A 21,793-nucleotide genomic window follows, 5' to 3' on the forward strand; every position below is an offset into this window, starting at 1 on the left:
AATAAGGGCATCAGTCAGTTTGTTGTGTATTCAGGAACGAAATACTGAAGGTCTGCCTTGACAACAGCCACATCCCGCACTGCCGGCGACAACCAAGCGAGCAGTTCAGCGAACTCTGTTTCGCTCATGTCATCAGCTAGCTTAGCAATTCGCAGTTTGGGATGCGGCGTCGGCAAAGTCTTCTCGTCATCGGCGAGCAATTCCTCATACAGTTTTTCCCCGGACCGCAAACCGGTGAAGTGGATAGGGATATCGCCTTCCGAGAAGCCAGAAAGCAGGATCATGTCACGCGCAAGATCGACGATCTTCACCGGCTCCCCCATATCAAGCACAAAAATCTCGCCGCCCTGCCCCAGCCACCCCGCATGCAACACGAGCTGCGCAGCCTCGGGAATGGTCATGAAATACCGAACGATATCAGGATGCGTCACAGTAAGCGGCCCGCCACGGGCAATCTGCTCGCGGAACTTGGGGATGACGCTACCATTGCTGCCCAATACGTTGCCGAAGCGCACCGTCACAAAACGAGTACCGCCGGGCTCTTGGAGGGCCCGACACAAGCGCTCAGCCAGTCGCTTGCTGCACCCCATAACATTGGTCGGATTGACCGCCTTGTCGGTGGACACCAGGACAAATTTATCGACTCCAAACATCCGTGCAGCCTGGGCCGTAATCAGAGTACCCAGCGCATTGGTACGCACCGCCTGCCAGGCATTGACCTTCTCCATTAAGGGCACGTGCTTGTAAGCAGCAGCATGAAAAACAACGGCCGGCCGCTCCGCCGCAAAAATCTCTTCGATGCGCTCGGCATCCCGCACATCAGCCGCCCAGCACGCACGCGGCAATTCAGGAAAGGCGTGCGCCAGTTCCTCATCCATGCGGTACAGTGCAAACTCGGAAGAGTCGAGCAGGAGGAGGCGCGACGGAGAAAAGGCAGCAATCTGTCGGCACAGTTCCGAGCCGATCGAGCCACCAGCCCCGCTCACCAGTACGACGCGCCCTGTCAGCTGCTCATGCAGGGCAGCTGCGTCGAGTGAAACGGAGTCGCGGCCGAGAAGATCTTCCAGCTCCACCCGCCGCATGTTGGAAACCGATAGCCGGCCGGCCAAGATGTCGTCATAAGAAGGTATTGTCATCACCTCCAGCCCGGCTGCCGAGGATAATTCCACCGCATGTCGTCGAACCGAGCTTTTCGCATGGGGCATGGCCATGATGGCATGCTTGACGCCATATTGTTCAGCCACTTCGGCAATGCGGGAGAATGGCCCGAAAACCGGCAACCCACGCAGGCGCCGCCCCATCTTCCCCGCCTGTTCGTCGACCAAGGCAACCGGATACCAGAGGCCGCTACGGGCCAGCTCACGCAGGAGAGAGTCGGCGGCTTCATCCGTCCCGATAATCAACACCGGCTGCCCACGCATTTTAGCCGGCCCATACAGGCGATGCTCTTTCCAGCTACGATAGACGAAACGACTCCCGCCCATGATCAAGGCCAGCAACAAGGGATGCAGGATGAGCACCGAGCGTGGGATCAACGCCACGCTGAAAAAGACAATAAGACTAGTCGTCAGCAAGGCTCCGACGACAACTGCTGCACCGATGTGCTGCATATCGGAAAGACTGGCGAATCGCCATAAGCCGCGATAGAGGCCGAAGGCGTAAAACAGCACGGCGAACAGCGGCAGCACCCAAACCAGGGCATGCAGAGCCGCCAGCTGGAAATTCAATGGCATATCAAAATTGAAACGCAGCCAGAAAGCCAGCATCCAGGACACTGCCGCCGCCACCAGATCGTGAAGGAAAGCAGCCAGGGTACGCGGATTCGTCATGCAACTCATGTCAGGGAGGAACGGCGAACACTCGCCTCGCGCTTCAAACCAGCGATTCTAACCCGGCGCGCCGCGATCAATGCGACACACCGTCGCGCCGCAACACCTTGATGAAAGTCAGCCAGAGAATCCGGATATCGAACCACAAGGAACGGCGCTGCAGATATTCGGCATCCAGCTCGACCTTTTCCGGGATCGGCAACTCGTCCCGGCCATTGATCTGCGCCCAGCCGGTCAGCCCCGGCACTAGTTCATGAACCCCGCGGGAAGTGCGCAAGGCAACCAGATCGTCCTGGTTGAACAAGGCGGGGCGGGGTCCGACAAAACTCATGTCACCAACCAGGATGCTCCACAGTTGCGGCAGTTCATCCAGGCTGGAGCGACGCAGGAAGCCCCCTACCGGCGTCAGCCAGCTCGCCGGATCCCGCAGCAGATGGGTCGCCAGAGCCGGCGTACCAATGCGCATGCTGCGAAATTTCGGCATGCTGAAAATGCGGTTATGCCGGCCAACCCGATCCGACCAGTAGAGTGCAGGCCCCGGCGAACTCAACCTGACCAGCAGAGCCACTGCGAGAATGGGCAAGACCAGCAGCACCGCCAGCCCACAGACCAAGCCAAGATCGAACAGCCGCTTCATTTCCGGATCATCCCCGACAAACCCTCGGCCAGAGAAATTTTGGCACGCCAACCCAACTCCCGCTCAATCCGCCCAGCTGAATAGTAGGCCGAACCAAGCAGGCGCGCCACAACCTCACTGTCGAGAGGAACACGGCGCCCCAGGATTTTCCCAGCGGCATCCCCGAAGCGCGCGGCAAGATCCAGAATGGACACTGGTATTGACCAGGTACAGGGCGACAGCCCATGCGCAGCCCGCAGGGCATCGAACAAGGCTCGCCCTGAGTGGGCTTCCGGAGCCGCCACGATGTAGGTACGCCCGTTCGCAGCAGCGTTGCCGGCCACCAGGCGCATGGCCGAAACGACATCATCGACATGGACCAGCGAGCGCCGATTTCCGGTTTCCGGCAAGGGCGGAAACAGCCCTCGCCCGACAAGATTTCCCATGCGTTCAAGATTTCCCCGGCCACCCGCGCCATAAACCATGCTCAGCCGCAAGTTGACAACATGCATGCCCGTAGCCTGTCCAGCCGCCAAAACAGCCTGTTCGGCGGCGCGCTTGGATTGGCCATACGCCGTCTCTGGCTGGCCGGGAAAGTCCTCGTCGATGCAGTCCTCGCCGGGCTCGGCCATGGCCTTCACACTCGACAGGAAGACAAAGCGCTTGACCCCGGCCTGCCCAGCCGCCTCCAGCAGATTGCGTGTTCCCTCGAAATTGACTTGCCAGTGGCGGACGGCATCGTCGGCAAAGCGGGAAGCAAAGGCGTGGGCGTAACCGGCACAATGGAAAATGCAGTCGATACCGGCGCAAGCTTCGGCCAGCGCTTCCTTGTCAAGAAGATCGGCCTGAACAGTACTGACACCGGATGAGGGATGGCGCGCCAATGCACGGTATGCGATGCCATCACGCTGCAAACTCGTCAATAAATGCCGACCAATGAATCCATTGGCCCCGGTGATCAATTCCACTACGCAATCCCTTGCAAGAAACACCTCAAGTCACAAGACTAGGCTTTTGCCAGGCGTTCTTGCCCGGTCGGACATAACAGGCTTGCCTCAAGCCGGAAAGCACAATTACCCAATCCTGTCGCGCTGAGGGCACCTGCCGCCTGGCACATCTCCCCAACTAGATATTCCTCTTCTTCACGCCGTTATAAATATAACTCAGCAGCAACAAGGCGCTGTTCAGCCGACCGAGGCGTTCGCGTTGCCTGTAGATATGCCAGGCCATATGCAGTTTCGAAACCTTGTTCGAAGACAGCGAACCGCTACGCTCACGATAAATCGTCAGTGGCATGTCGATTCCGTGCGCCGGATACCCTTCACGCAGGATGTCGAGCCACAGGGCATAATCGTGAGAACGCTTCAGGGCAGGAAAAAGTCGTTGGCCAAGGAGAGCGCTGTCGAGCATCACCGTCGAGCAGCCAATCGCGCAGGAACGAAGGAGCGAGAAATAGCTGACTTCGAGCGGCGGGCGATAGACGCGCCCCTGCAGACATCCATCTGCATCCGTCTTTTCGTAGGCCGAATAGGAGAATGGCAAACCCCGGCTCGTCATCAAGTCGAGCTGAATCGAAAGCTTCTCCTTGCGCCACAAATCATCCGCATCCAGAAAGGCAATATAACGTCCTCTCGCCTGTTGAATGGCGTGATTACGTGCCCCGGCCCCGCCCATGGATGTGGCTAGCCGAAAAAGCCTGATCCGTTGATCGCCCCTGGCATAGCCTTCAACAATACTTACTGAATCATCGGTCGACGCGTCGTCGACCAGCAACAATTCCCAATTGGTGAAATCCTGCGCCTGTACGGACTGTATTGCCAAGCCAAGCCATTGCGCTGAATTCCGGCAGGGCATGATCACAGATACCACTGGTGTTGAACTCAATCGCCCCCCCCCGAGCCAATGAAAATCATCTACTGCCACCCATTATTACGCATCAATGCTTCCGTAGCCTTCACTTCTTTACGGTCGTTTCCCAATATCAGCCCATTGACTCTGGGCAACCCGCCCCTTCCAATGTCGACATCCGGTCGATAGGTGGAAAAGGGCAAGAAGTAACCATCGCGGCAAGCCCGCCTGGCTGACGTGATTGCCTCCGGATAAGAGCCTTTGAACGAAAAACCACAGAAACGCCCGACGCAATTTCCAAAACGCGACTGAATGGCCGGCATCAGAAGCAGGCCCACTGTCGATCCACAGAACCGGAAATTGAGATCGAATATTTTCGATACCTTGCCCTCACTTTCGGCAAGATCAAGGCCAAAAATCCCCCGGTAACCCAGGTGCGCGGCTATTCTGGCAGTCTCCATGCCGGCTTCTATCGAAGCCGGACCTGGCTCACATCCCGGGCCCAGCCAGTTTCCGCGATATGCGCCATCCTCGGCACAAACCATTTCAGCCCCGCCGAGATACTGCACTTCCATGCCCTCTGCAACCGCGTAATTGAGACAATACATGCTATCGGCCGACAACCATTCCTCGACAATCACTCGCTCGCTTTCTGCCAACCCGGATCTGGCACGAACAAGATCGTCCGCCCCTCGACAAATGAAGACATCGCCGCAGCCCCCGCCCGTGCTCTGAGGAGTCCCCGCCTTGAGTACGCACGGGAAATCATGACCGGAATGCCCCCATGCCTCGACCATGGATGAATCAAAAACCCGTCGCTGTGGCAAATACCGGGACGACACGAAGCGCTCGAGATTGCCTTTGTCATTGAGCGATGACAGCAGATCGGGGGCAAACCAATAGCTTTCAGGCGCCAACAGCCATTCCGGATGGCGATGCTGCAAGACCAGCCGGACCTTTTGCCGCTCGAGGTCGCGCAGTATGCCTTCGTACTCCGGCACACTGCGGAAGACCAGACGTTCGCCCGCCACTTCGAGGCCGGCCTCGCCAAGCAAATCGAGCCCCCGCTCATCGGCCACTCCCTCGGCACAGACCACCGGCATGCGCCCGAGAACACCCAGTTGCGTACCGGTCAGACTCTTTACCACATCAGGATCTCTTGGCAACCAGCGGCCCAATTCCGGGTGGGCCAGCCCGGAATAGACATGCCCCTCGCCATACAGGCGAGCTAGATCAATTGCTGGCTTGAGCATGGAAAAAACTTATCCCCCACGCCAATCTGCCGGCAATATCCCTGACCTCCGGACCGATGTTCATGCCGTAAGTCGGCGTTCGATTGGCGTCGAGCAGAATCGCTTCGCCTTCGAACATCACATAATCAAACTTACCGTAGTCGAAGCCTAACTCCTCACGTCGCTGACGCAGGAATGGTGGCACTTCCGAAAGCATTTCCGACCGGATGATGTTATGCGATTTGAGAAGTGCTTCCGGCGAATAGGAAATCCTGTGCATTTCCTCATTTCCGAAGAAGACCCACTGGCGCAGGGCAAACAGCTCGCCAACCCGCTCGCAGCAAAGGCGTTCAACCACCAGCGCCGGATTTTTCCACACATCTTCGGGCACCTCGGCCACATTCCGATAGATCGGATAGCAACCGCCAGCCAATCGGGCGGCCATCGTCCACGGCAGCAATCGATCCTTTATTTTCAGCAACGGTCCGAATACTTCATGCTCATAGCGCTCGCGACGTCCGCCGCAGTTGGCATCGGTCTTGACGATGACTGGACCACCATCCTGACTATCTGGCAACAGCAGCTGCCGGCTTACGACGCGCTTTGAAATATCAAGAGCACCGTGGTTGATAACTATCTGATAGCGTGCCAGACAGTTGTCGACGATGCTCTCCGGTATTACCGTCCGATTGACATGCAGCAAGGCCAGTTCGGCCTCCGGCAACATACCGAAATCATCGCAGAACAGGATGCGCCAGCCTTGCTGCTCCCAACTGGCAATGAGTAGTGACAAGACATAACGGAAATTCCCGAAACGTTTATTGTCATCGAGCAGCACGACTAGGCGTTTCGACTTCATTGAAACCCTCTAGAGCACCAAACCGGCTTGTGCAAGATCCATCTCGACACCGGCCATGTCGTGCTGACTGGCGCTGTTGAAGCCTTTCTGGCGCATCGCCGGATCCGGAATTCTCTCCAGGATCCCCGGAATCTCGGACTCATCATGGAAAACATGCCCGCCGCCATTTTCCACCCAGGCATCGTAATCCGGCCGCAACGAGGGCGCCACGACGGCCACGCCGGACGCTTGTGCCTCGATGACCGACATCGAAATTCCGCGAGAGTAATAACCACGGCCAATCTGGATCAAGGCCTTGTATTTCTTGTAAAGGGCCGGCATTTCGGATGGCGGAACATATTTCATGACCCGCAGGTTGGCGGGCAGGTTAGGCAGGTTGATCCACAGGCATCCGGGCGTCGGCATCGGATACCAGTCGACCGGCCCCTTGATCGCCGAAATGATGCGGGCAAAGGCGGCATCCCCTTCGCGCCGGTCAAGCAGGGAACCCAGCACCATCACACCATCGCCATTGGGACTTTCGTCATGGAACCTGTCGAAGAAGAGCCTCGACTGCAGGTCGAATACTTTTTCAGGCGGGAAAAACCGCGAGATTTCCTCTTTGAGAAGCGGGATGCAATAGACCCCCTTGAAGTTCCGCGAAGCGGCAGTTTTCCTGATTGAGCTGGAAGAAACTAGATAATGCCGACTCACAAACTGCTCACTCAGCAGGTAGGTGGCCAAACGCTTCTTCAGCGGCAACCTGGCCGGATCGATGATGATGCGATCCGGCGTATGCAGCTTGAGAACAAATGGAACATCGAGCGCATCGGCCACCTGTCGGGCATAGCAGTGATTGGGCAGCAACCAGGAAATGATGAAATCCGGCTTGAACTGTCGGGCCAGGGCGACCAGTTCGCCCACATTGTCGAAATAGTTGAAATCGACCGGTGAGTAAAACGGCGCCCGCGGCTGATTCGGCGACAACACAAGCACCTGGGCGCGAGACGACAGGTAATCCACTTCGCTGTTGAGGTAATTGTGCGCCGCATGCGGATAGGCGCGACCGATAACCAGGATTCGTTTCATGACTTGCGCTCCAGATCAATCAAACATATTTAAAGAACACCACGACGACATCCGGATGCATGCGCTCCAGCTGGACGGCCTGCACCCCGAACTGACCAATCGACTGGAACATCCGGCGAGCCAGCAGCAAGGTCAGGATGGCGACAACTGAATTGAGCCCCCCGGCAATCACATACTCCAGCAACAGCAAGCCGAAGACGACGAGAAAATTCATGGAGGCCAGATACTTGAGATATTCGGCAGGATTCCGCGCGATGGCCCGAGCCAGCCAGGCCAATCCGGCGCCGCGAGCGGCGCACAGGCGATTGGTCATCAGCGCCTGCAACGCCAGGATCAGCATCATCAAGGCAAAGACCACCGGGCTGATCAACAGCAAGCCGATGAATCCCGCAGCAAACACCAGGCCATTTGCATAACAACGACAGGCCGTTCCGAATACTTCGCGGATCTGCCGGCGCTGCTCGCTCGACAGATGCTCGGATTCGGTCAGCGATTGCGCCAGCCGGGTACCACCGCGCCCGACAATCCGATTGGAGGCAAGCTCGAAGCCGATGGCTGCAACATAGAGAACTATCGTCGCAATACTGAGCCCGATCACCCAGGCGCCCCGGGAGACCTTTGCCGGACTGAGCTGCATGAGCGTTGGCAAGCTCCCGGAACCCAGTATCAGCATGATCTTCAGCGGAATGAACAGCGCGAACAATTGCGAGAACTGGGATATCGCCCGGCACAAGCCGGCCACGATGGTCATCGAGCCGACATGCCTGAGAAAATAGCGAAACAATCGCCATTGCCATGCCAGATGCGCAATTACCAGTGATGACGGGGCAAGTGAAGTCACGATCTCAGTTTCTGATGGGGAGCTCACCGCGCAGCAGGCGGTAAACTTCGGCAAGTTCGACGCCCCAGAGCCGGCCCTGCAGGATGCAGGCTTGCAGACGCTGCGGCAAGGAGAGCCGGGGCGCCCGAATGATACGCCACCACAGGTCAAAAGGCGGAAGCAATGTCCGCAGCAGGTAAAAAGCACGCCTCTGGCGACTTCCCGCTGCAACCTGTCCGCCTTTGACCCGCCGCTTTTTGGTTTCCAGTTCCAGCCAGTTGCAGCGCGCTGGATGAATAACCCGGGCGGGAGCGCAGTACGTGATTTTTATTCCCTGCCGCTGCGCGCGTCGGCAAAAATCGGCATCCCCGCCGGAAAAACGACTCTGGTCAAACATCCCCACTTTTTCGAAAACCTGGACAGGTATGAATAGATTCGCCGTTATGGCATATCCACGACGCACATAGCGCGCCTGAGGCAGCCCCAGAGCGACATCGTAAATTTCGCTGGGCGTCATGCACTGCCAGTCCTCCGGCTCGACCGAAACGCCGCCTGCAACGATGGCGAGACAACCTCCGCCAGCTTGAAAGGCACCGACTCCCGACTCTAGCCATTGCTCCATGGGGCGGCAATCGGCATCGGTGAATACCAGAATTTCACCGCGCGCCTGCCTGACGGCCTCGTTCCGTGCGGCATAGGAACCCGGGGTAGTACAGCGCAGCAAGAACGCCCAGGGCGGCAGGGGCAAGGCTTCGGGAAAACAGTCCGAAGCATTGTCGACGAGCAGCAGTTCAAAGGCCGGTGGCTTCAGCGATTGCGCGGCCAGGCAGTCAAGGAGTGCCGGCACCAGATGCCAGTGGTTATAGACAGGGACGATAACCGAGACACGCGGCTGAACACCTTCCGCCAACAATACGCTTTCGGTGGGGAGTGGCGAAGGCACTGGCAAGCTAGCGCGTCACCGAACTTTTACGTCCGCACCAGCGAAATGCCGTGCGCACCCACGCCACCACCCGCCCGCCGGCATTTCGTTCGGCCCAGCGCATCAGCCTTCTCGGTATGACCAAACGAGGCCTCAATGGTTGCCGGCTCGCCAGCATCAACAATTGGCGCTTTTTTTCGGCATCGACCACGCAGATATCGGAAATCTGGCTGAAAGTATTCCAGATGGGATTCGATTCGCCCCTGATTGCCGCGTAATCGATGCCCGAAAAGCGGAAGCCGTATTGCTCTTCCAGCCACAGCAGATCGACACTGGTGTCATCGATATGGCGCGCGACCTCGGCAACAAGTACCGGTCGCCGGTAAAGGCCGTGGCGGTGTTCGATATGCTGCAGCAGGCGCTGCAGGCGAACACAGTCGACCGGAATATCCCCGTCGGCATCCTTGTGCTTGGTCTGGCGATACTCCTGCAGTATCGCCATGACCTCGGCACTCAGTGACTCGTTCAACTCGGCGGAAACAATCCGGCCAGCGAAAGAGGATACCTCGGGAACGCAGCGATGCAGGAAATCGCTGGTAATGTCGCCATCCAGCAGCAAATCGCGCTCATAGGGAATCACCATGGGCTTGCGGCCAAACATTTCCCAGGCCGCCTCAATCGTCTTGCGCATTGGGGGAGCGCCCGGCGGATTGAATTTCGCTGCAGACTTCAGGCGTTGCTGCACTGCCGACAGGTAATGCCTGGACGGTTGCCTGACATAGGCCACGACCTGCACGTCATCGGTCAGCTCGAGGATGCGCGCCCTAAATTTTTCGGTATCTGTCGAACCGATGGCAAAAAACATCCCCTCGCCGGAAAGAATCACGGTATGCGGCTGATGTTTGGCAATCTGGCGCTTTATCTGCTGCCAGTTGCTTTCAAAGTCCTTCCACAGCAAGTCCGTCTGTTTCCCGTACATCGCACGAAAACGTGGCGCCATGGCATCGCCGTGGCGCATCAGTAAGGCCAGGAAATTATGATTGGTCGGATGAATATTGACTTGCGGATACAGCACCCCATGACGTAACAAACTCGCGCGGTCGGCCGACAGCTGTGCCTGTAGTGCGGTCGTCCCGGTCTTGGGCATACCTATGTGAAGTATCAGTTTCATGACATTAACGAGTCCAGATTGCGATGTATCTCTGGGCCCCAATGGGGAGCCATGTACGGGAGCATGCACTCCAGCGTTACGGAAGGCCACCCCAGCAAAGCGAAGCCTGCCCCAGACAGATCCTTTCCTCTCACGCGGGAATAACCCCGATTATATCCAGCAGCCGCCGGTTGGCCCGGCGTACATCGAAGCGCACCTCCGCCATGTGCCGACTGCAACGCCCCATACTTTCGACCAGCTTGGGCTGCTCTATAAATTTCAGCATCGCCTCGACCAAGGCTGGTACATCCCGAACCGGCACTAGAAACCCGTTCTCGCCGTCAACGACCGTTTCCCGACACCCGGGGGCATCCGTCGTGATAACAGGCCGCCCCATGGCCATCGCCTCCTGGGTACTGCGCGGCACGCCCTCACGGTAATAGGAGGGCAGCACAAAAACGCTTGCCTGCCTCAGCCATGGCTGAACATGAACATGCCCAGGCCATTCGAGCACCCCCTCTGCAACCCAGTGCTCAACCTCCGAAAGGCCTATTCCGCCGGGACTCGACTCTAGGCCGCCGAGCAAGACAAACCGGGCCTCAGGAACAAGCTGTTTGAGCAGCCTTGCCGCAGAAGCAAATTCTGCGATGCCCTTTTCCCGCAACAGACGCGCAGCGAGCAGAAATGTCAGAGGGGAAAAAACCGGTGGCTCCGCGCTCCACTCATCAAGATCAACCCCGATGCCACCAAGCACGAATGAACTTTCGTGGCGGACCATCCCGAGACGAGAAAACTCATCCCGGTCATCGTCATTAAGGAATACGATAGTCCCCGCTCGCGACAGAGCCAATTTGTACAAACGGCTCACGACGAAACGCAACATGCGTCGTTTGAACGATTCACCTTTATCCGATACCGAAAAAACGTATCCCAAACCCTCGATCATCGCAATCCGATGCGGCACTCCTGCCAACCACGCAGCCAGAGTCCCGAAAATCACAGGCTTGATGAAATAAGCGAGAGCAACGTCCGGACGCAGTCGGCGTAACAAAACAGTCAGGCGTATGGTATCCAGCAGATCGCGCCATGGACTCATCCCCGTACGCTGCAAACTAAAGTCCACAGGCTGCGCGCCAAGCGCACTGACCTCGCCTCTCAAATCTTCGTCATAATCCGGAGCGAGCGCAAGAACACGGAAATTTTCCTCGACTAGTTGGCGAATCAGTGGACCGCGGAAATTGACCAGGGAAAATGCCTGGCTGGAAACTATGGCGACCGTCTTCATCCCTAACCAGCTCTCTGCGCATAGAGATCAAGCCACTTGTCCACCGCCCTGGACAGGGAAAAATGGTCAATAACCCGCTCACGGGCCAGCCCGCCAAGGCGATCGAGTTCCTCCTTAGGCAGACTCAGGGCATGATCAAGCACTGCAGCAAGGGCCTTTGAATCCCTTACCCCAACAAGAAAGCCAACCTCACCAAGCAACTCTCTGGTGCCGCCGGCATCGGTAACCACAGCCACCTTGCCGCAGGCCATGGCCTCGGCTGCAACAATAGCAAATCCCTCCCATGCCGAAGAAAGGACAAACAAGTCGACGGCGTTCAGCAAATCAGGAATGTTTTCTCGAATCCCCAGGAAGGAAACCGTCTGCTCTATCCCCAGGTGAGCAGCCAAGCTTTCCAGTTGCCCGCGTAGAGCCCCATCACCAACTATCCAGAGCTTGATCCGGGTCCGATTCCATGTGACTTCCTGCCAGGCATGCAGGAGATTTGAAAAATCCTTCGCTTCGACAAGACGGCCGACTGCGATCACCACGCGCTCGTCATCACCAATCCCTTCCTGCTGCCGGGTGGCCTGACGATTGATGGTGTTAGCACAAAACCTAGTCGTATCGATACCGTTGGGTACAACCAACATTCCCCCCTTGGGAATTGCTCTCTTTGCCTCAAAAGCCACCACCGCTTCCCGGCTAACATTCGTCGTAACATCAGCCAGCCTGTGCGTCAGCCGATAGGCCAGCATCCGCAGCCGCCCACCTTCATGCGTGCTATGCGCAGTACAGACCAAACGGGGAACAGCCACCGACAAACGCGCAATACGAGCCAGGATATTGGCATGAAACATATGGCTATGCACGACATTGGGCCTAAACTCGCCGATCACGCTACGCAGGCGCCTTAGGACCCGGAGCAAGCCAAATACCGATTTGTCCGCTTCCAGATCATGCAGCACAACACCGGGGGATTTGGGTCGCACCCGGACACTCCCCGTCAAATAGGCAATCGCGACTTCATGCCCGAGGCGGTGCAAGGCATCGGCCAGATCGGCAAGCTGCCTTTCTGCCCCGCCAACACCAAGCCCAGTGATGAGCATGAGAATCCTCATTTTGGTCCGCCTCCCGAAACCCTGTCGGCTCCTTGCCAGGCAGACCGGCATAACACAGCGGAATCACGTGAAAATGCCCGCAACAAAGGCTTGCAAAAAAATCGCCAGGTACGCAGCCCAAACATGCCCGCGTCGACAAGCCGGGCATATGCCGGCGAAGGCTTCGGCATCAGGAGCAGACACAGGAAAAATATCCTGAAGCGTGCGCCCCTCCCAAATCTCGTGTGGGAATCAAGCAGCAACTCGCGGAGAAAATCCCTCCCCCCAAGATCACCAGAATGGATGACCAACACGACGTGACGGCGCACAAACGTGGCAAGCTGGGCTCGGCTCGACAAATATTGGCAAACAAAATACCTGCTCGCTTCGATGTTCATCCTGCTGCTCATTCGCGCAATGTTTGAACAATAACAAATGAATACTCCGTGAGCAGCATCGAAATACATTGTTTCTCCGGCATCGAAACAGCGTATGGCAAATCCCCAGTCCTGATGTTTTCCCTGCTGCGAATCGAAAAGCGTACCTTTATGATTTTGTCTGAACAGACTCAGTGTCGAACTTCTAACATCGCCATTATCGCCGAATATATAGTCCCTCATATTCTGCCCCGAATATGCCACGATGTCAGACTGAATGACGAAATCATTTTCTACGATGGAAAAATTTCCAAAAATCACACCACATGACATTTTCATGTGCAGATCAATACGATGTCTTATATGGTCATCGGCAAAAAAGTCGTCACTATCGAGGAAAAACACAAAATCCCCGACAGCCGCCCTGAATCCCATATTCCTCGAATCCGCTGCATTACTCTTTGCCGCCTTCTCGATCAGAGTGGCATTGTCTCGAGTTGCAAGCAAAGCCCGCAACTGCTCGACATCTTCAGAACAGTCATCAACGACAATAATTTCACAGACGAACTCGCCCGCCGCCACGGATATCGACTGCAAAGCCTTTTGCAGATAGTCAGAACTGTTGTACGCAGGGATAACCACCGAAACCAGCGGTGTAACGCGGCGACTATCGAGCCCCCCCCCCGCATCGGGCTGCTGCGTGCATTTCCCGACATTCGTCCGGTCGCCTGCAGGCTCCACTAATAGAACCGGAGTCGGTAAATTTCCTGGACGCATCGATCGACCGCCTATTTCCGGAACTTGGTAGTCCTAGCTGGCAGCGACAGCAGCAGGAGTTCGGAAACGAAATGGCAACTTCCCCCAACAGAAGCGCACTCCCTTGCCATATCCCTGTTATCTGGCGGCAAGGACAGCCACGAAATGGCCAGGCGTTCGGATATATGCCCGTCTGCCCGGCGCAGCAAGCGACGATTGAGCATTCCCCCCGGCACGGAGGATTGCCGCAAGCTAACAGGCGCCAGGATCCTCTCTTCCTTGACTTGCGCAACCTCCTTCAAGGTATTCGGCTCGTATTTCAGAACTGCGTTTCCAATTTCTGGCTGGGAAACACGCTCGAACAAGTCGCTTCCTCGAACCTCGACACCAGAAAAAGTAATTTCACGCTGGATGGTCCCGCCTCCGCGGGGATCCCAGCGATAAGTCCAGTTGCTTGACTGGGCGATTTGCCAGGCCCGTTCTTCGCGCCGTGCGTGAAACAGCTGCGAGAATCCCCGAGCATCGAATTTCAGATAGGAAATAACGACTTTCCCTCGCCCGTCAAAACCGAGGCGGACATTGTTGAACAAGCCGCTCCCCTTGGGCACGGCATCCACGACTTCGGCATTTTGAGGCGTTATCGGCAGTAACAGAGCCTTTCCACGACTGTCCTGCCAGGATTTCAGGTCACGACTCCGGGCGTAAGCAACATGGAAATTGGTCTCGACCCGGAAGTTTTCCCGCCACACCCAAGCCACATGAAAAAAACCGTCATTTCCCCGTACGAAGCCGGTGTGATAGGCATTTACCGGTCGATTTGGGTGGGCCGGGGCGAACAGGGGCTGATCAAGCCAGCGAATCCAATGTCCCGCTTCAAAACGGTTAACTATTTCCGTCCCATCGCCGCTGCTTCCGAACCGGTATGAATAGCCCAGGCTCCCATCTGGAAAGCGAAAGAAGTTGGGATAAGTTGCACGCTCTTCCTCTCGCCCCACCATAGTCTGCAAGCGACCAAGCGATGCCAAGTCATCCCGCCTGGCCATGCGCGCATAGACCAGTTGCGAGGCATGCATATTGCCTGAAACGTGGAGCAATCCGTCATCATCCAGCGCCAGTGCGATGAAGTTATGCGAATCCCAACCAAGGAAACGGGATGGCAGGCGAACCTTTTCAATTTTTCCGAAGCACTTGTTGACCCGGCTGATCGTCAGCCACCGTTCGGCATCGTAGTAGGCTAGATATACGAAGTCGTCCGTTTCCATGGAGTCAAAGTCCACCTGCACTCCGCCCCATACCTGATCAACCAGAAGCGTTCCCGGCAAGGACTGACATTTACGCTGAGGGTCTTTTTTGGGCCCAGCATGAGACTGCTCCCAGTACATGGAGAATGCCAGAAGTACGGAACACACGAGCACTCGGCAGACATTGACTGTCTGGCTTCGAAATACATAACGGACTACACAGTCAGCCATCATCGGCAGGAGGACTCATAAGTTGCTGAAATGGACAATACTCTTCGGCTCAGATGCCCGCACAAATCACGCCCGAAGCAAATCCTTGACATAACTTTTCCAGCCACTGAAAAACCGGTATTGCCCGCGCATGAATAGCAAGGTGGCCGGCCAAAAGCGGCGCCATCGAGCCTGGCTCAACACATTTACTCTTGCCCTCAGGGCGCTACTCTCCATTGCAATATTGTCAAAGCCGGTAGCTAGCGCGGCGCCAAAGCCAAGAGGCAGCAGAACTTTAGGGCCAAGTTGCCTCAGACGCGATTCGAATAGATCGAGACGTTGAATTCGCTCAAGGCACGATGGCAGCGAATCCTTGCCACGCAAATCAATGAACAGATCAAGCCAGCCAAGCTTCCTGATACTGCTTGAAATCGAAACCGATACATTTGTCCCGTGCCGACGATAATACTGCAAGACAAGCGGGAATATTTTCTTGGCACCAAGGCATACAGCCACCTGGCTGATCCAGCCATCATGCGATAACGAATTGTCCAGAAATGGCATGAAAAGCGGCAAGACGCTGGAGCGCACAGCCATGCAACAGCCCATGACGAAATAGTCGTCGCTCAAACCCAAGGCTCGAGTTTGCTCAAGCTTTGTCAGGCCAGTTCGCGTGCCGTCGGCAAGAACAATCTCAGCATCGTTCATGAACAGCAGGCTTTGCGGATGCATATGGAACCATACCTCTACCCGCTGCAGCTTTTCCGGAAACCAGACATCATCCTGATCACTGAGAAAAATGATGTCCCCGGTACACAAACCGATCGCCCGCTGGAAATTCCTGACATAGCCGAGCCTGGATTCATTGCGATATATGTGTACAGCGAACGGGATTTCGCGCGAAAACTGTTCAACGATGGACAAAGTCTCGTCGGACGAACCGTCGTCGCACACCACCAATTCGTCAGGCAATCGCCCCTGACTGGCAATACTATCCAGTTGCTCGCGGATATAGGGCGCACCGTTGTACGTCGCCATGGCTATCGATATCTTCATGGTCTCGGATTTCTATTGAGGCTGGGTACGCCAGTAACGAATGGCAAAAAATCCAGCAAAACCGGCAAGCAACCAAAGGCTCGACAAAAGCACCAAGCGCCCAACAAAATTCGTCAATTGGGAAAATGCGAGTGAGCCAAGCAGAATCAGAAAAATTGTCAGATGAACGCGGGTAATAGCCTTGCCTAGTTGCGGCGAACAACGACGGGCAAGCCCGTTCAGAAGAAGCGAATCGATCACGCAGCGACACGACCATGCAGCTGCCGCCCCCTCGATGCCGAAAAGCATGATGCCAAAATAAAGCAGCAACCCAAACACGGGAAGTTCAACGCAGTGCAGCTTTGCCGGCAGATCGGCGCGCCCGAGGCTCTGCATCCAGTTAAAGGAAGGACGGGCCAGCACGTTGACCAGCCAGCCGACAACCATCCAACGTACCATGTCGGCGGAATTCTCGGCAAATTCGGATCCCAACCAGAGACTGAGCAATTCATGGGGAAACAGGAAAATCACAGCTAATGGCGGCAGCAGCAGCAGGAATCCCATTTGACCAGCAAAAACAAGCAGATGCACCCCGTGTTCGCCTTTCCTCTGATGGGAAGACGTCAAGATGGGAAAAACAGCAGTCATCAGCGACTGCGGCAATATCTGCAAACGCGACATCACCTCGAACGGGGGAACGTAGTATGCAACCGCCGAAGCACCTGCCACCGCGCCAATGGCGAATCGGTCAAAATACATCATCAGCGGACTGACGACATTCGAAACCGAAAGCCAGCCAGCAAAACTCAATAAAGGACGTAACCACACAGAATCGGGAAGACAGGGGGAACTCAGCGCCGCTTCGACCTTCCGGGCCAGGCGCCAGAAAAAAAACAATGACAGGACCCGCAGACCTATGATCCCCGCTGTCAATACAGGCAGACTCGGCCATATCTGGGTCAACAGGACAGGCAACAGAAAGTTCAGGGAACCGACAAACATCCTGACCCTGGCGACATCCCGAAAGCGGAGGTGCGCTTCCAGAACACCGACCAGTCCCGATGAAACGACGACGACAGGAATACTCAGTGCCAGGAAACAGAAGGCGTGGCGAGCCTCGGCATCGAGGTTTGGCATCAGATGCAACATGGGCACAACAAAAGGAACGACTGCGAGAAGAATCAATCCACCCAAGACACCCAGTCCAAGCATCAAACAGAGCGCCGTCCAGATGAGCCGGACTGGCACACCACCTTTTTCCTGACCCAGATGGTCAGAAACCATCTGGGTTAGGGTGCGCCCCAAACCGAGATCAAAAAGACTGAAATATCCGGCAATCGCCCAGACAATGCTGAGCAAGCCAAAGCGCTCGGTACCCAGTTCGTTGATCAACAGAGGAAAGGCGCCGACACCGACTAGCATCGGGAAACCACTTCCCAGCATGACCCAGGCAGCATTTCTGAGCATGGCCATCAGTCGTAACCAAAATTACTACGAATGCACCCCGTGGCAGCGGTGACGAGGAAGAGCATTGATCTTCCCTGACTCAAACTGGATTACCGAAACCCATTCGGATTATTGCTCTGCCAACGCCAGGCATCGACACACATTGCATCCATATTTCTTTCTGCGCGCCAGCCGAGGAGTTCGGCAGCAAAAGCCGGATCGGCGTAGCAGGAGGCCACGTCGCCAGACCTGCGCGGTGCCAGCTCATAAGGTATCGGGCGGCTACTCGCTTTTTCGAATGCTTTGACCACGTCGAGCACGCTGTAACCGGTACCCGTACCAAGGTTTACCTCGAAACATTGCGCCTCGTTCAGGCGCTCAAGCGCCTTGAGATGGCCGAGAGCCAGGTCGACGACATGGATGTAGTCGCGCACGCCGGTGCCGTCGGGGGTCGGGTAGTCGTTTCCCCAGACCTTCAGTTGCTCACGCCGGCCGACGGCGACTTGGGCGACGAAGGGCATCAGGTTGTTCGGGATACCTTGGGGGTCTTCGCCGATCAGGCCGCTTTCGTGCGCGCCAACCGGGTTGAAATAGCGCAGGATGCCGACTCGCCAGGTTGGATCGGAGCGATAGAAGTCGCGCAGCATGTCTTCGATGACGAGCTTGGTCCGGCCGTAGGGGTTGGTGGCCGAGAGCGGGTGATCTTCGGTCAGTGGCAGGAACTGCGGTTCGCCGTAGACGGTGGCTGAGGAACTGAAAACGAGGGTCTTGACACCGCACTCGCCCATGGCGCTGAGCAGGCGATGCGTGCCGATGACATTGTTGTCGTAGTATTCAAGTGGTTTTTCGACGGATTCGCCGACTGCCTTGAGTCCGGCAAAATGGATGACCGCCTGGCAATCAAACTGGCGCAAGGCGGCAGCCACGGCGGCCTGGTCGCGAATGTCTCCCTCAACGCAAGTGACTTTCTTCCCGGTGATGGCCTCGACGCGTTTCAACGATTCCCGATGGCTATTGGAAAAGTTGTCGAAAACGACCACTTCCTGACCGGATTGGAGAAGTTCGACGCAGGTATGCGAGCCGATATAGCCGGCTCCGCCAGTCACGAAAATCATCGTCATTCGCCGTGGAAAATAAAGGTTGGATTTTACCCGCTCGGGCCCCGTGGCGCATTACAACCAAGGTAAAGAATTGGCGTCGGGCTGGCCTGGGTTATTCGTCCCGAATGCGCAGGAAACTGGCAAACCGGGGCAGGCCGCCACCAGTCAGATCACGGTAGCGGTAGGTCACCGTCGCGCCCGACGCAGGCGGCTCGCGTCTTTGTGCCGCCGAAAAACCCGTGCCCAACAGGAATTCTTTCCCTTCCAGCGTACGTACTTTCAAGGCCCCCAGCATGCCGGCAAAACGGCCCTTGCCCGGCTGATGACCGATCACGACCGCTTCGGCGTCCTGCCATGGTTTGACTTTGAGCAACGCATCGCTGCGCCCGGTTTCGTAAGGCGCATCGGCCAGATGCAGCATCAGCCCTTCGCCGCCCGCCCGAACAACCTCATCGAGGCGTTTTTTCAGAGTCTTACGGTCAACCGGAAAAAACTGCTTAATTTCAAATAACCACGGGACGTTGGCTTGGCGAACCACCTGCCGTATCTGCTCGGCCCGCTCGCTGAATGTGCCCGGCGCGCCCGGCAATTCGAAAATCATGTAGCGCACGTCGCGCCAGGCGCCATCATCGGGAATCTCACGCCGGACTATGCCGGAAACGCGCTCGAACTGGCCGCGGGCGATCCACAGTTCGCCGTCGAGCGGCTGTTTCGGCAAACCGGCGAGAAACCAGTCTGGTGCGTTAATGGTTTTTCCGCTACGAAAGTGCAGCACCTGCCCATCCCAGATCGCGCGCACGCCGTCGAGCTTTTCACTGGCCAGGTAGCGGGAGACGTCGATCTGCTCGCGATAGACATTGGCCAGCAGAATAGCCGGCGCTTCAGCTACAGCGAGGATCGGCAGCGTCAGCGCCAACCCGATGAGCAGCGCCTGAAGCAGCCAGGACATCAGCCCTCGCCGGCCCAGTCGCGACGGGCGCGACGGGCGATGCCGAAGACTTCTTCAAGGCGCTCGCCGTCATTGCGAGCCAGCGCCGTACGCAGTTCGTCGAGCTGCGCCCGATAGCAATCCAGTTCGCCGAGCAGTGCTTCGCGGTTGGCGAGGCAGATATCGCGCCACATTTCCGGGTGGCTGGCGGCGATACGCGTGAAGTCGCGGAAACCGGAAGCGGCGAAGGTGAAGAACAGGTCGGCGTCGTCGCGCACGGCCAGTTGATGCACCAGGGCGTAGGACAGCAGATGCGGCAGATGGCTGACCGCAGCGAACACGCGATCGTGCATTTCCGGCGTCAGTTCGTAGATGTCGGCGCCGCACAGCGACCAGGCGCGCTTGATGTGGTCGAGGGCATCGTCGCTGTTTTCCGCCAAGGGCGTGACGACGACCTTCTTGCCCTGGTAAAGATCCCAGCGCGCCGCTGCCGGGCCACTGTTTTCAGCACCGGCAATCGGGTGGGCCGGCACGAACTGGCCGATGCGGTCGCCGAGCGCAGCACGTGCCGCCGCGACCACGTCGCCCTTGGTCGACCCGCCGTCGGTAACGATGGTATTCGGGCCAAGATACGGTCCGATACGTTCGAAAATGTCAGCCATCTGCGCCACTGGCGTTGCCACCAGGACGATGTCGGCATCCTCGATTTCGTGGGTCGGGTTGATCCCGGCCCGGTCGATGACGCCGAGTTCCTGTGCCTTGCGCAAAGTGGCCGGGGTGCGGCCGAAACCGACGACTTCCTCGACGGCATCGGCTTCCTTGAGGGCCAGCGAGAACGAGCCGCCGATCAGGCCGGTGCCAAAGACGACGACTTTGCCGAATTCGGCCATGGTCTTAGAGCGCCTGCTCCAGCGCTTCGAGGAAGCGGGTATTTTCCGGCTCGGCACCGATGGTGACGCGCAACCATTCCGGCAGGCCGTAGCCGCCGATCGGCCGGACGATGACGCCCTGCTTGAGGAGCTTCTGATTAACCCCGGCACCATCGCCCACCTTGAAGGTGACGAAATTACCGTGCGGCTTGATGTATTCGAGGCCCAATTTCTCAAGGCCGGCGACGATCTGCGCCATGCCAAGCCGATTCAGCTCGTAGCTCGCCTGCAGGAATTCGTCGTCATCGAGCGCCGCCAGCGCCCCGGCCAGCGCCAGGTTGTTAACGTTGAACGGCTGGCGAACGCGGTTCATGAGGTCGGCCACCTCGGCCGAAGCCAGCGCATAACCGATGCGTAGCCCGGCCAGGCCGTAGATCTTCGACATCGTTCGGCAGACGACGAGGTTGGGAAAATCCTTGATCCAGCCGGCAACATCGACCCGTTCGGCAGGCGGCAGGTAGTCGTTATAGGCCTCGTCGAGGACAACAACGACATCCTTGGGCACCGCCTCGAGGAAGGCGCGGACTTCCGGATAGGGCACGAAATTACCGGTCGGATTGTTCGGGTTGGCGATCCACACAATGCGGGTATCGGGTCGGATGGCGGCGCGCATGGCATCGAGGTCGTGGCCATAGTTCTTGGCCGGAGTCGCGATCAGTTCGCCACCGATCGACAAGGTGGCCAGCGGATAAACGGCAAAGGCGTGTTGCGCGAAAACGGCCGAGCGGCCGGGTGCCAGGAAAACGCGGGCGATAAGGTCGAGCACGTCGTTCGAGCCGTTGCCAAGGACCACCTGATTTTGCGCCAGACCACATCGCTCGGCCACTTTGGCGATCAGGTCGAACTGATCGGGATAGCGCTCGACACCGCTGATCGCCGCCTCAACCGCCTTTTTCGCCTTCGGGCTCATGCCCAGCGGATTTTCGTTGGATGCCAGCTTGACGATCTGGTCGACCGGAATGCCCGTTTCACGGGCCAGTTCAGTGATCGGCTTGCCCGGCTGGTAGGGCGAAATGGCGCGGACGTAAGGCAGCGCCTGGTCGGCAAGGCTCATCGAGCTTTC

At 57.2% G+C, this 21,793-nt stretch carries 20 protein-coding genes; all 20 read right to left on the reverse strand.

The window, feature by feature from the left end; all coding sequences use genetic code 11:
* Window positions 1-14 precede the first annotated feature (14 nt).
* Entirely contained in the window at window positions 15-1,829 is a 1,815-nt protein-coding gene (locus tag KI610_RS15980) for a polysaccharide biosynthesis protein (RefSeq protein WP_226495943.1), read from the reverse strand.
* Window positions 1,830-1,905: 76 nt separating this feature from the next.
* Complete coding sequence (locus KI610_RS15985) at window positions 1,906-2,466, reverse strand: sugar transferase (protein WP_226495944.1); 561 nt, start codon at window positions 2,464-2,466, stop codon at window positions 1,906-1,908.
* Complete coding sequence (locus KI610_RS15990; protein ID WP_226495945.1) at window positions 2,463-3,413, reverse strand: NAD-dependent epimerase/dehydratase family protein; 951 nt, start codon at window positions 3,411-3,413, stop codon at window positions 2,463-2,465. The genes KI610_RS15985 and KI610_RS15990 overlap by 4 nt, the downstream gene beginning before the upstream one ends.
* A 157-nt stretch (window positions 3,414-3,570) precedes the next feature.
* On the reverse strand, window positions 3,571-4,368 hold the full coding sequence (locus tag KI610_RS15995; protein ID WP_226495946.1) for a glycosyltransferase family 2 protein: 798 nt from the start codon (window positions 4,366-4,368) through the stop codon (window positions 3,571-3,573).
* A complete protein-coding gene (locus tag KI610_RS16000) occupies window positions 4,359-5,546 on the reverse strand; it encodes a hypothetical protein (RefSeq protein WP_226495947.1) in 1,188 nt (395 codons plus the stop codon). The genes KI610_RS15995 and KI610_RS16000 overlap by 10 nt, the downstream gene beginning before the upstream one ends.
* A complete protein-coding gene (locus KI610_RS16005) occupies window positions 5,527-6,384 on the reverse strand; it encodes a hypothetical protein (protein ID WP_226495948.1) in 858 nt (285 codons plus the stop codon). Before KI610_RS16005 ends, KI610_RS16000 begins: the two co-directional genes overlap by 20 nt.
* 9 nt (window positions 6,385-6,393) lie before the next feature.
* Window positions 6,394-7,452 (reverse strand): glycosyltransferase family protein, encoded by a 1,059-nt coding sequence (locus KI610_RS16010; RefSeq protein ID WP_226495949.1) that lies wholly within the window; start codon window positions 7,450-7,452, stop codon window positions 6,394-6,396.
* 19 nt (window positions 7,453-7,471) lie between these two features.
* Window positions 7,472-8,347 carry a hypothetical protein gene (locus KI610_RS16015; protein ID WP_226495950.1) on the reverse strand — a complete coding sequence of 292 codons (876 nt, stop codon included), beginning with the start codon at window positions 8,345-8,347 and terminating at the stop codon, window positions 7,472-7,474.
* A complete protein-coding gene (locus KI610_RS16020; RefSeq protein WP_226495951.1) occupies window positions 8,298-9,182 on the reverse strand; it encodes a glycosyltransferase family 2 protein in 885 nt (294 codons plus the stop codon). The genes KI610_RS16015 and KI610_RS16020 overlap by 50 nt, the downstream gene beginning before the upstream one ends.
* 40 nt (window positions 9,183-9,222) lie before the next feature.
* Complete coding sequence (locus KI610_RS16025; RefSeq protein ID WP_226495952.1) at window positions 9,223-10,365, reverse strand: hypothetical protein; 1,143 nt, start codon at window positions 10,363-10,365, stop codon at window positions 9,223-9,225.
* Window positions 10,366-10,495: 130 nt separating this feature from the next.
* Window positions 10,496-11,629, reverse strand: coding sequence for a glycosyltransferase family 4 protein (locus KI610_RS16030; RefSeq protein WP_226495953.1), 1,134 nt, complete (start codon window positions 11,627-11,629; stop codon window positions 10,496-10,498).
* Window positions 11,630-11,631: 2 nt separating this feature from the next.
* Window positions 11,632-12,729, reverse strand: coding sequence for a glycosyltransferase (locus KI610_RS16035; RefSeq protein ID WP_226495954.1), 1,098 nt, complete (start codon window positions 12,727-12,729; stop codon window positions 11,632-11,634).
* Window positions 12,726-13,862: a glycosyltransferase family 2 protein gene (locus tag KI610_RS16040; protein WP_226495955.1), complete on the reverse strand. Its 1,137-nt coding sequence runs from the start codon at window positions 13,860-13,862 to the stop codon at window positions 12,726-12,728. Before KI610_RS16040 ends, KI610_RS16035 begins: the two co-directional genes overlap by 4 nt.
* Before the next feature lie 11 nt (window positions 13,863-13,873).
* Window positions 13,874-15,103, reverse strand: a complete 1,230-nt coding sequence (locus KI610_RS16045; RefSeq protein WP_226495956.1) for a BNR repeat-containing protein — start codon at window positions 15,101-15,103, stop codon at window positions 13,874-13,876.
* 276 nt (window positions 15,104-15,379) lie between these two features.
* Window positions 15,380-16,330: a glycosyltransferase family 2 protein gene (locus KI610_RS16050; protein ID WP_264178986.1), complete on the reverse strand. Its 951-nt coding sequence runs from the start codon at window positions 16,328-16,330 to the stop codon at window positions 15,380-15,382.
* A 30-nt stretch (window positions 16,331-16,360) separates the two neighbouring features.
* Window positions 16,361-17,800, reverse strand: a complete 1,440-nt coding sequence (locus KI610_RS16055) for a flippase (RefSeq protein ID WP_226495958.1) — start codon at window positions 17,798-17,800, stop codon at window positions 16,361-16,363.
* 83 nt (window positions 17,801-17,883) lie between these two features.
* Entirely contained in the window at window positions 17,884-18,894 is a 1,011-nt protein-coding gene (gene galE / locus KI610_RS16060) for a UDP-glucose 4-epimerase GalE (protein ID WP_226495959.1), read from the reverse strand.
* A gap of 91 nt (window positions 18,895-18,985) precedes the next feature.
* The gene (locus KI610_RS16065; RefSeq protein WP_404827416.1) at window positions 18,986-19,789 is read right to left on the reverse strand and encodes a DNA ligase; all 804 of its coding nucleotides are present in this window, start codon (window positions 19,787-19,789) and stop codon (window positions 18,986-18,988) included.
* A gap of 32 nt (window positions 19,790-19,821) precedes the next feature.
* Window positions 19,822-20,691, reverse strand: a complete 870-nt coding sequence (locus KI610_RS16070) for a prephenate dehydrogenase (protein WP_226495961.1) — start codon at window positions 20,689-20,691, stop codon at window positions 19,822-19,824.
* A gap of 4 nt (window positions 20,692-20,695) precedes the next feature.
* Window positions 20,696-21,784, reverse strand: coding sequence for a histidinol-phosphate transaminase (gene hisC / locus KI610_RS16075; protein WP_226495962.1), 1,089 nt, complete (start codon window positions 21,782-21,784; stop codon window positions 20,696-20,698).
* Window positions 21,785-21,793: the final 9 nt, after the last annotated feature.

The sequence above is a fragment of the Ferribacterium limneticum genome (genome assembly GCF_020510565.1).
In the GTDB taxonomy this organism is placed as follows: Bacteria; Pseudomonadota; Gammaproteobacteria; order Burkholderiales; family Rhodocyclaceae; genus Azonexus; species Azonexus limneticus_B.

Coding starts and splice junctions, on each gene's coding strand:
- KI610_RS16025 (WP_226495952.1), bottom strand. CDS start 10,365: ATGAAACTGATACTTCACATAGGTATGCCCAAGACCGGGACGACCGCA.
- KI610_RS16030 (WP_226495953.1), bottom strand. CDS start 11,629: ATGAAGACGGTCGCCATAGTTTCCAGCCAGGCATTTTCCCTGGTCAAT.
- KI610_RS16000 (WP_226495947.1), bottom strand. CDS start 5,546: ATGCTCAAGCCAGCAATTGATCTAGCTCGCCTGTATGGCGAGGGGCAT.
- KI610_RS15985 (WP_226495944.1), bottom strand. CDS start 2,466: ATGAAGCGGCTGTTCGATCTTGGCTTGGTCTGTGGGCTGGCGGTGCTG.
- hisC (WP_226495962.1), bottom strand. CDS start 21,784: ATGAGCCTTGCCGACCAGGCGCTGCCTTACGTCCGCGCCATTTCGCCC.
- KI610_RS16005 (WP_226495948.1), bottom strand. CDS start 6,384: ATGAAGTCGAAACGCCTAGTCGTGCTGCTCGATGACAATAAACGTTTC.
- KI610_RS16035 (WP_226495954.1), bottom strand. CDS start 12,729: ATGAGGATTCTCATGCTCATCACTGGGCTTGGTGTTGGCGGGGCAGAA.
- KI610_RS16055 (WP_226495958.1), bottom strand. CDS start 17,800: ATGGCCATGCTCAGAAATGCTGCCTGGGTCATGCTGGGAAGTGGTTTC.
- galE (WP_226495959.1), bottom strand. CDS start 18,894: ATGACGATGATTTTCGTGACTGGCGGAGCCGGCTATATCGGCTCGCAT.
- KI610_RS16045 (WP_226495956.1), bottom strand. CDS start 15,103: ATGGAAACGGACGACTTCGTATATCTAGCCTACTACGATGCCGAACGG.
- KI610_RS16040 (WP_226495955.1), bottom strand. CDS start 13,862: ATGCGTCCAGGAAATTTACCGACTCCGGTTCTATTAGTGGAGCCTGCA.
- KI610_RS16010 (WP_226495949.1), bottom strand. CDS start 7,452: ATGAAACGAATCCTGGTTATCGGTCGCGCCTATCCGCATGCGGCGCAC.
- KI610_RS16050 (WP_264178986.1), bottom strand. CDS start 16,330: ATGGCGACGTACAACGGTGCGCCCTATATCCGCGAGCAACTGGATAGT.
- KI610_RS15980 (WP_226495943.1), bottom strand. CDS start 1,829: ATGACGAATCCGCGTACCCTGGCTGCTTTCCTTCACGATCTGGTGGCG.
- KI610_RS16070 (WP_226495961.1), bottom strand. CDS start 20,691: ATGGCCGAATTCGGCAAAGTCGTCGTCTTTGGCACCGGCCTGATCGGC.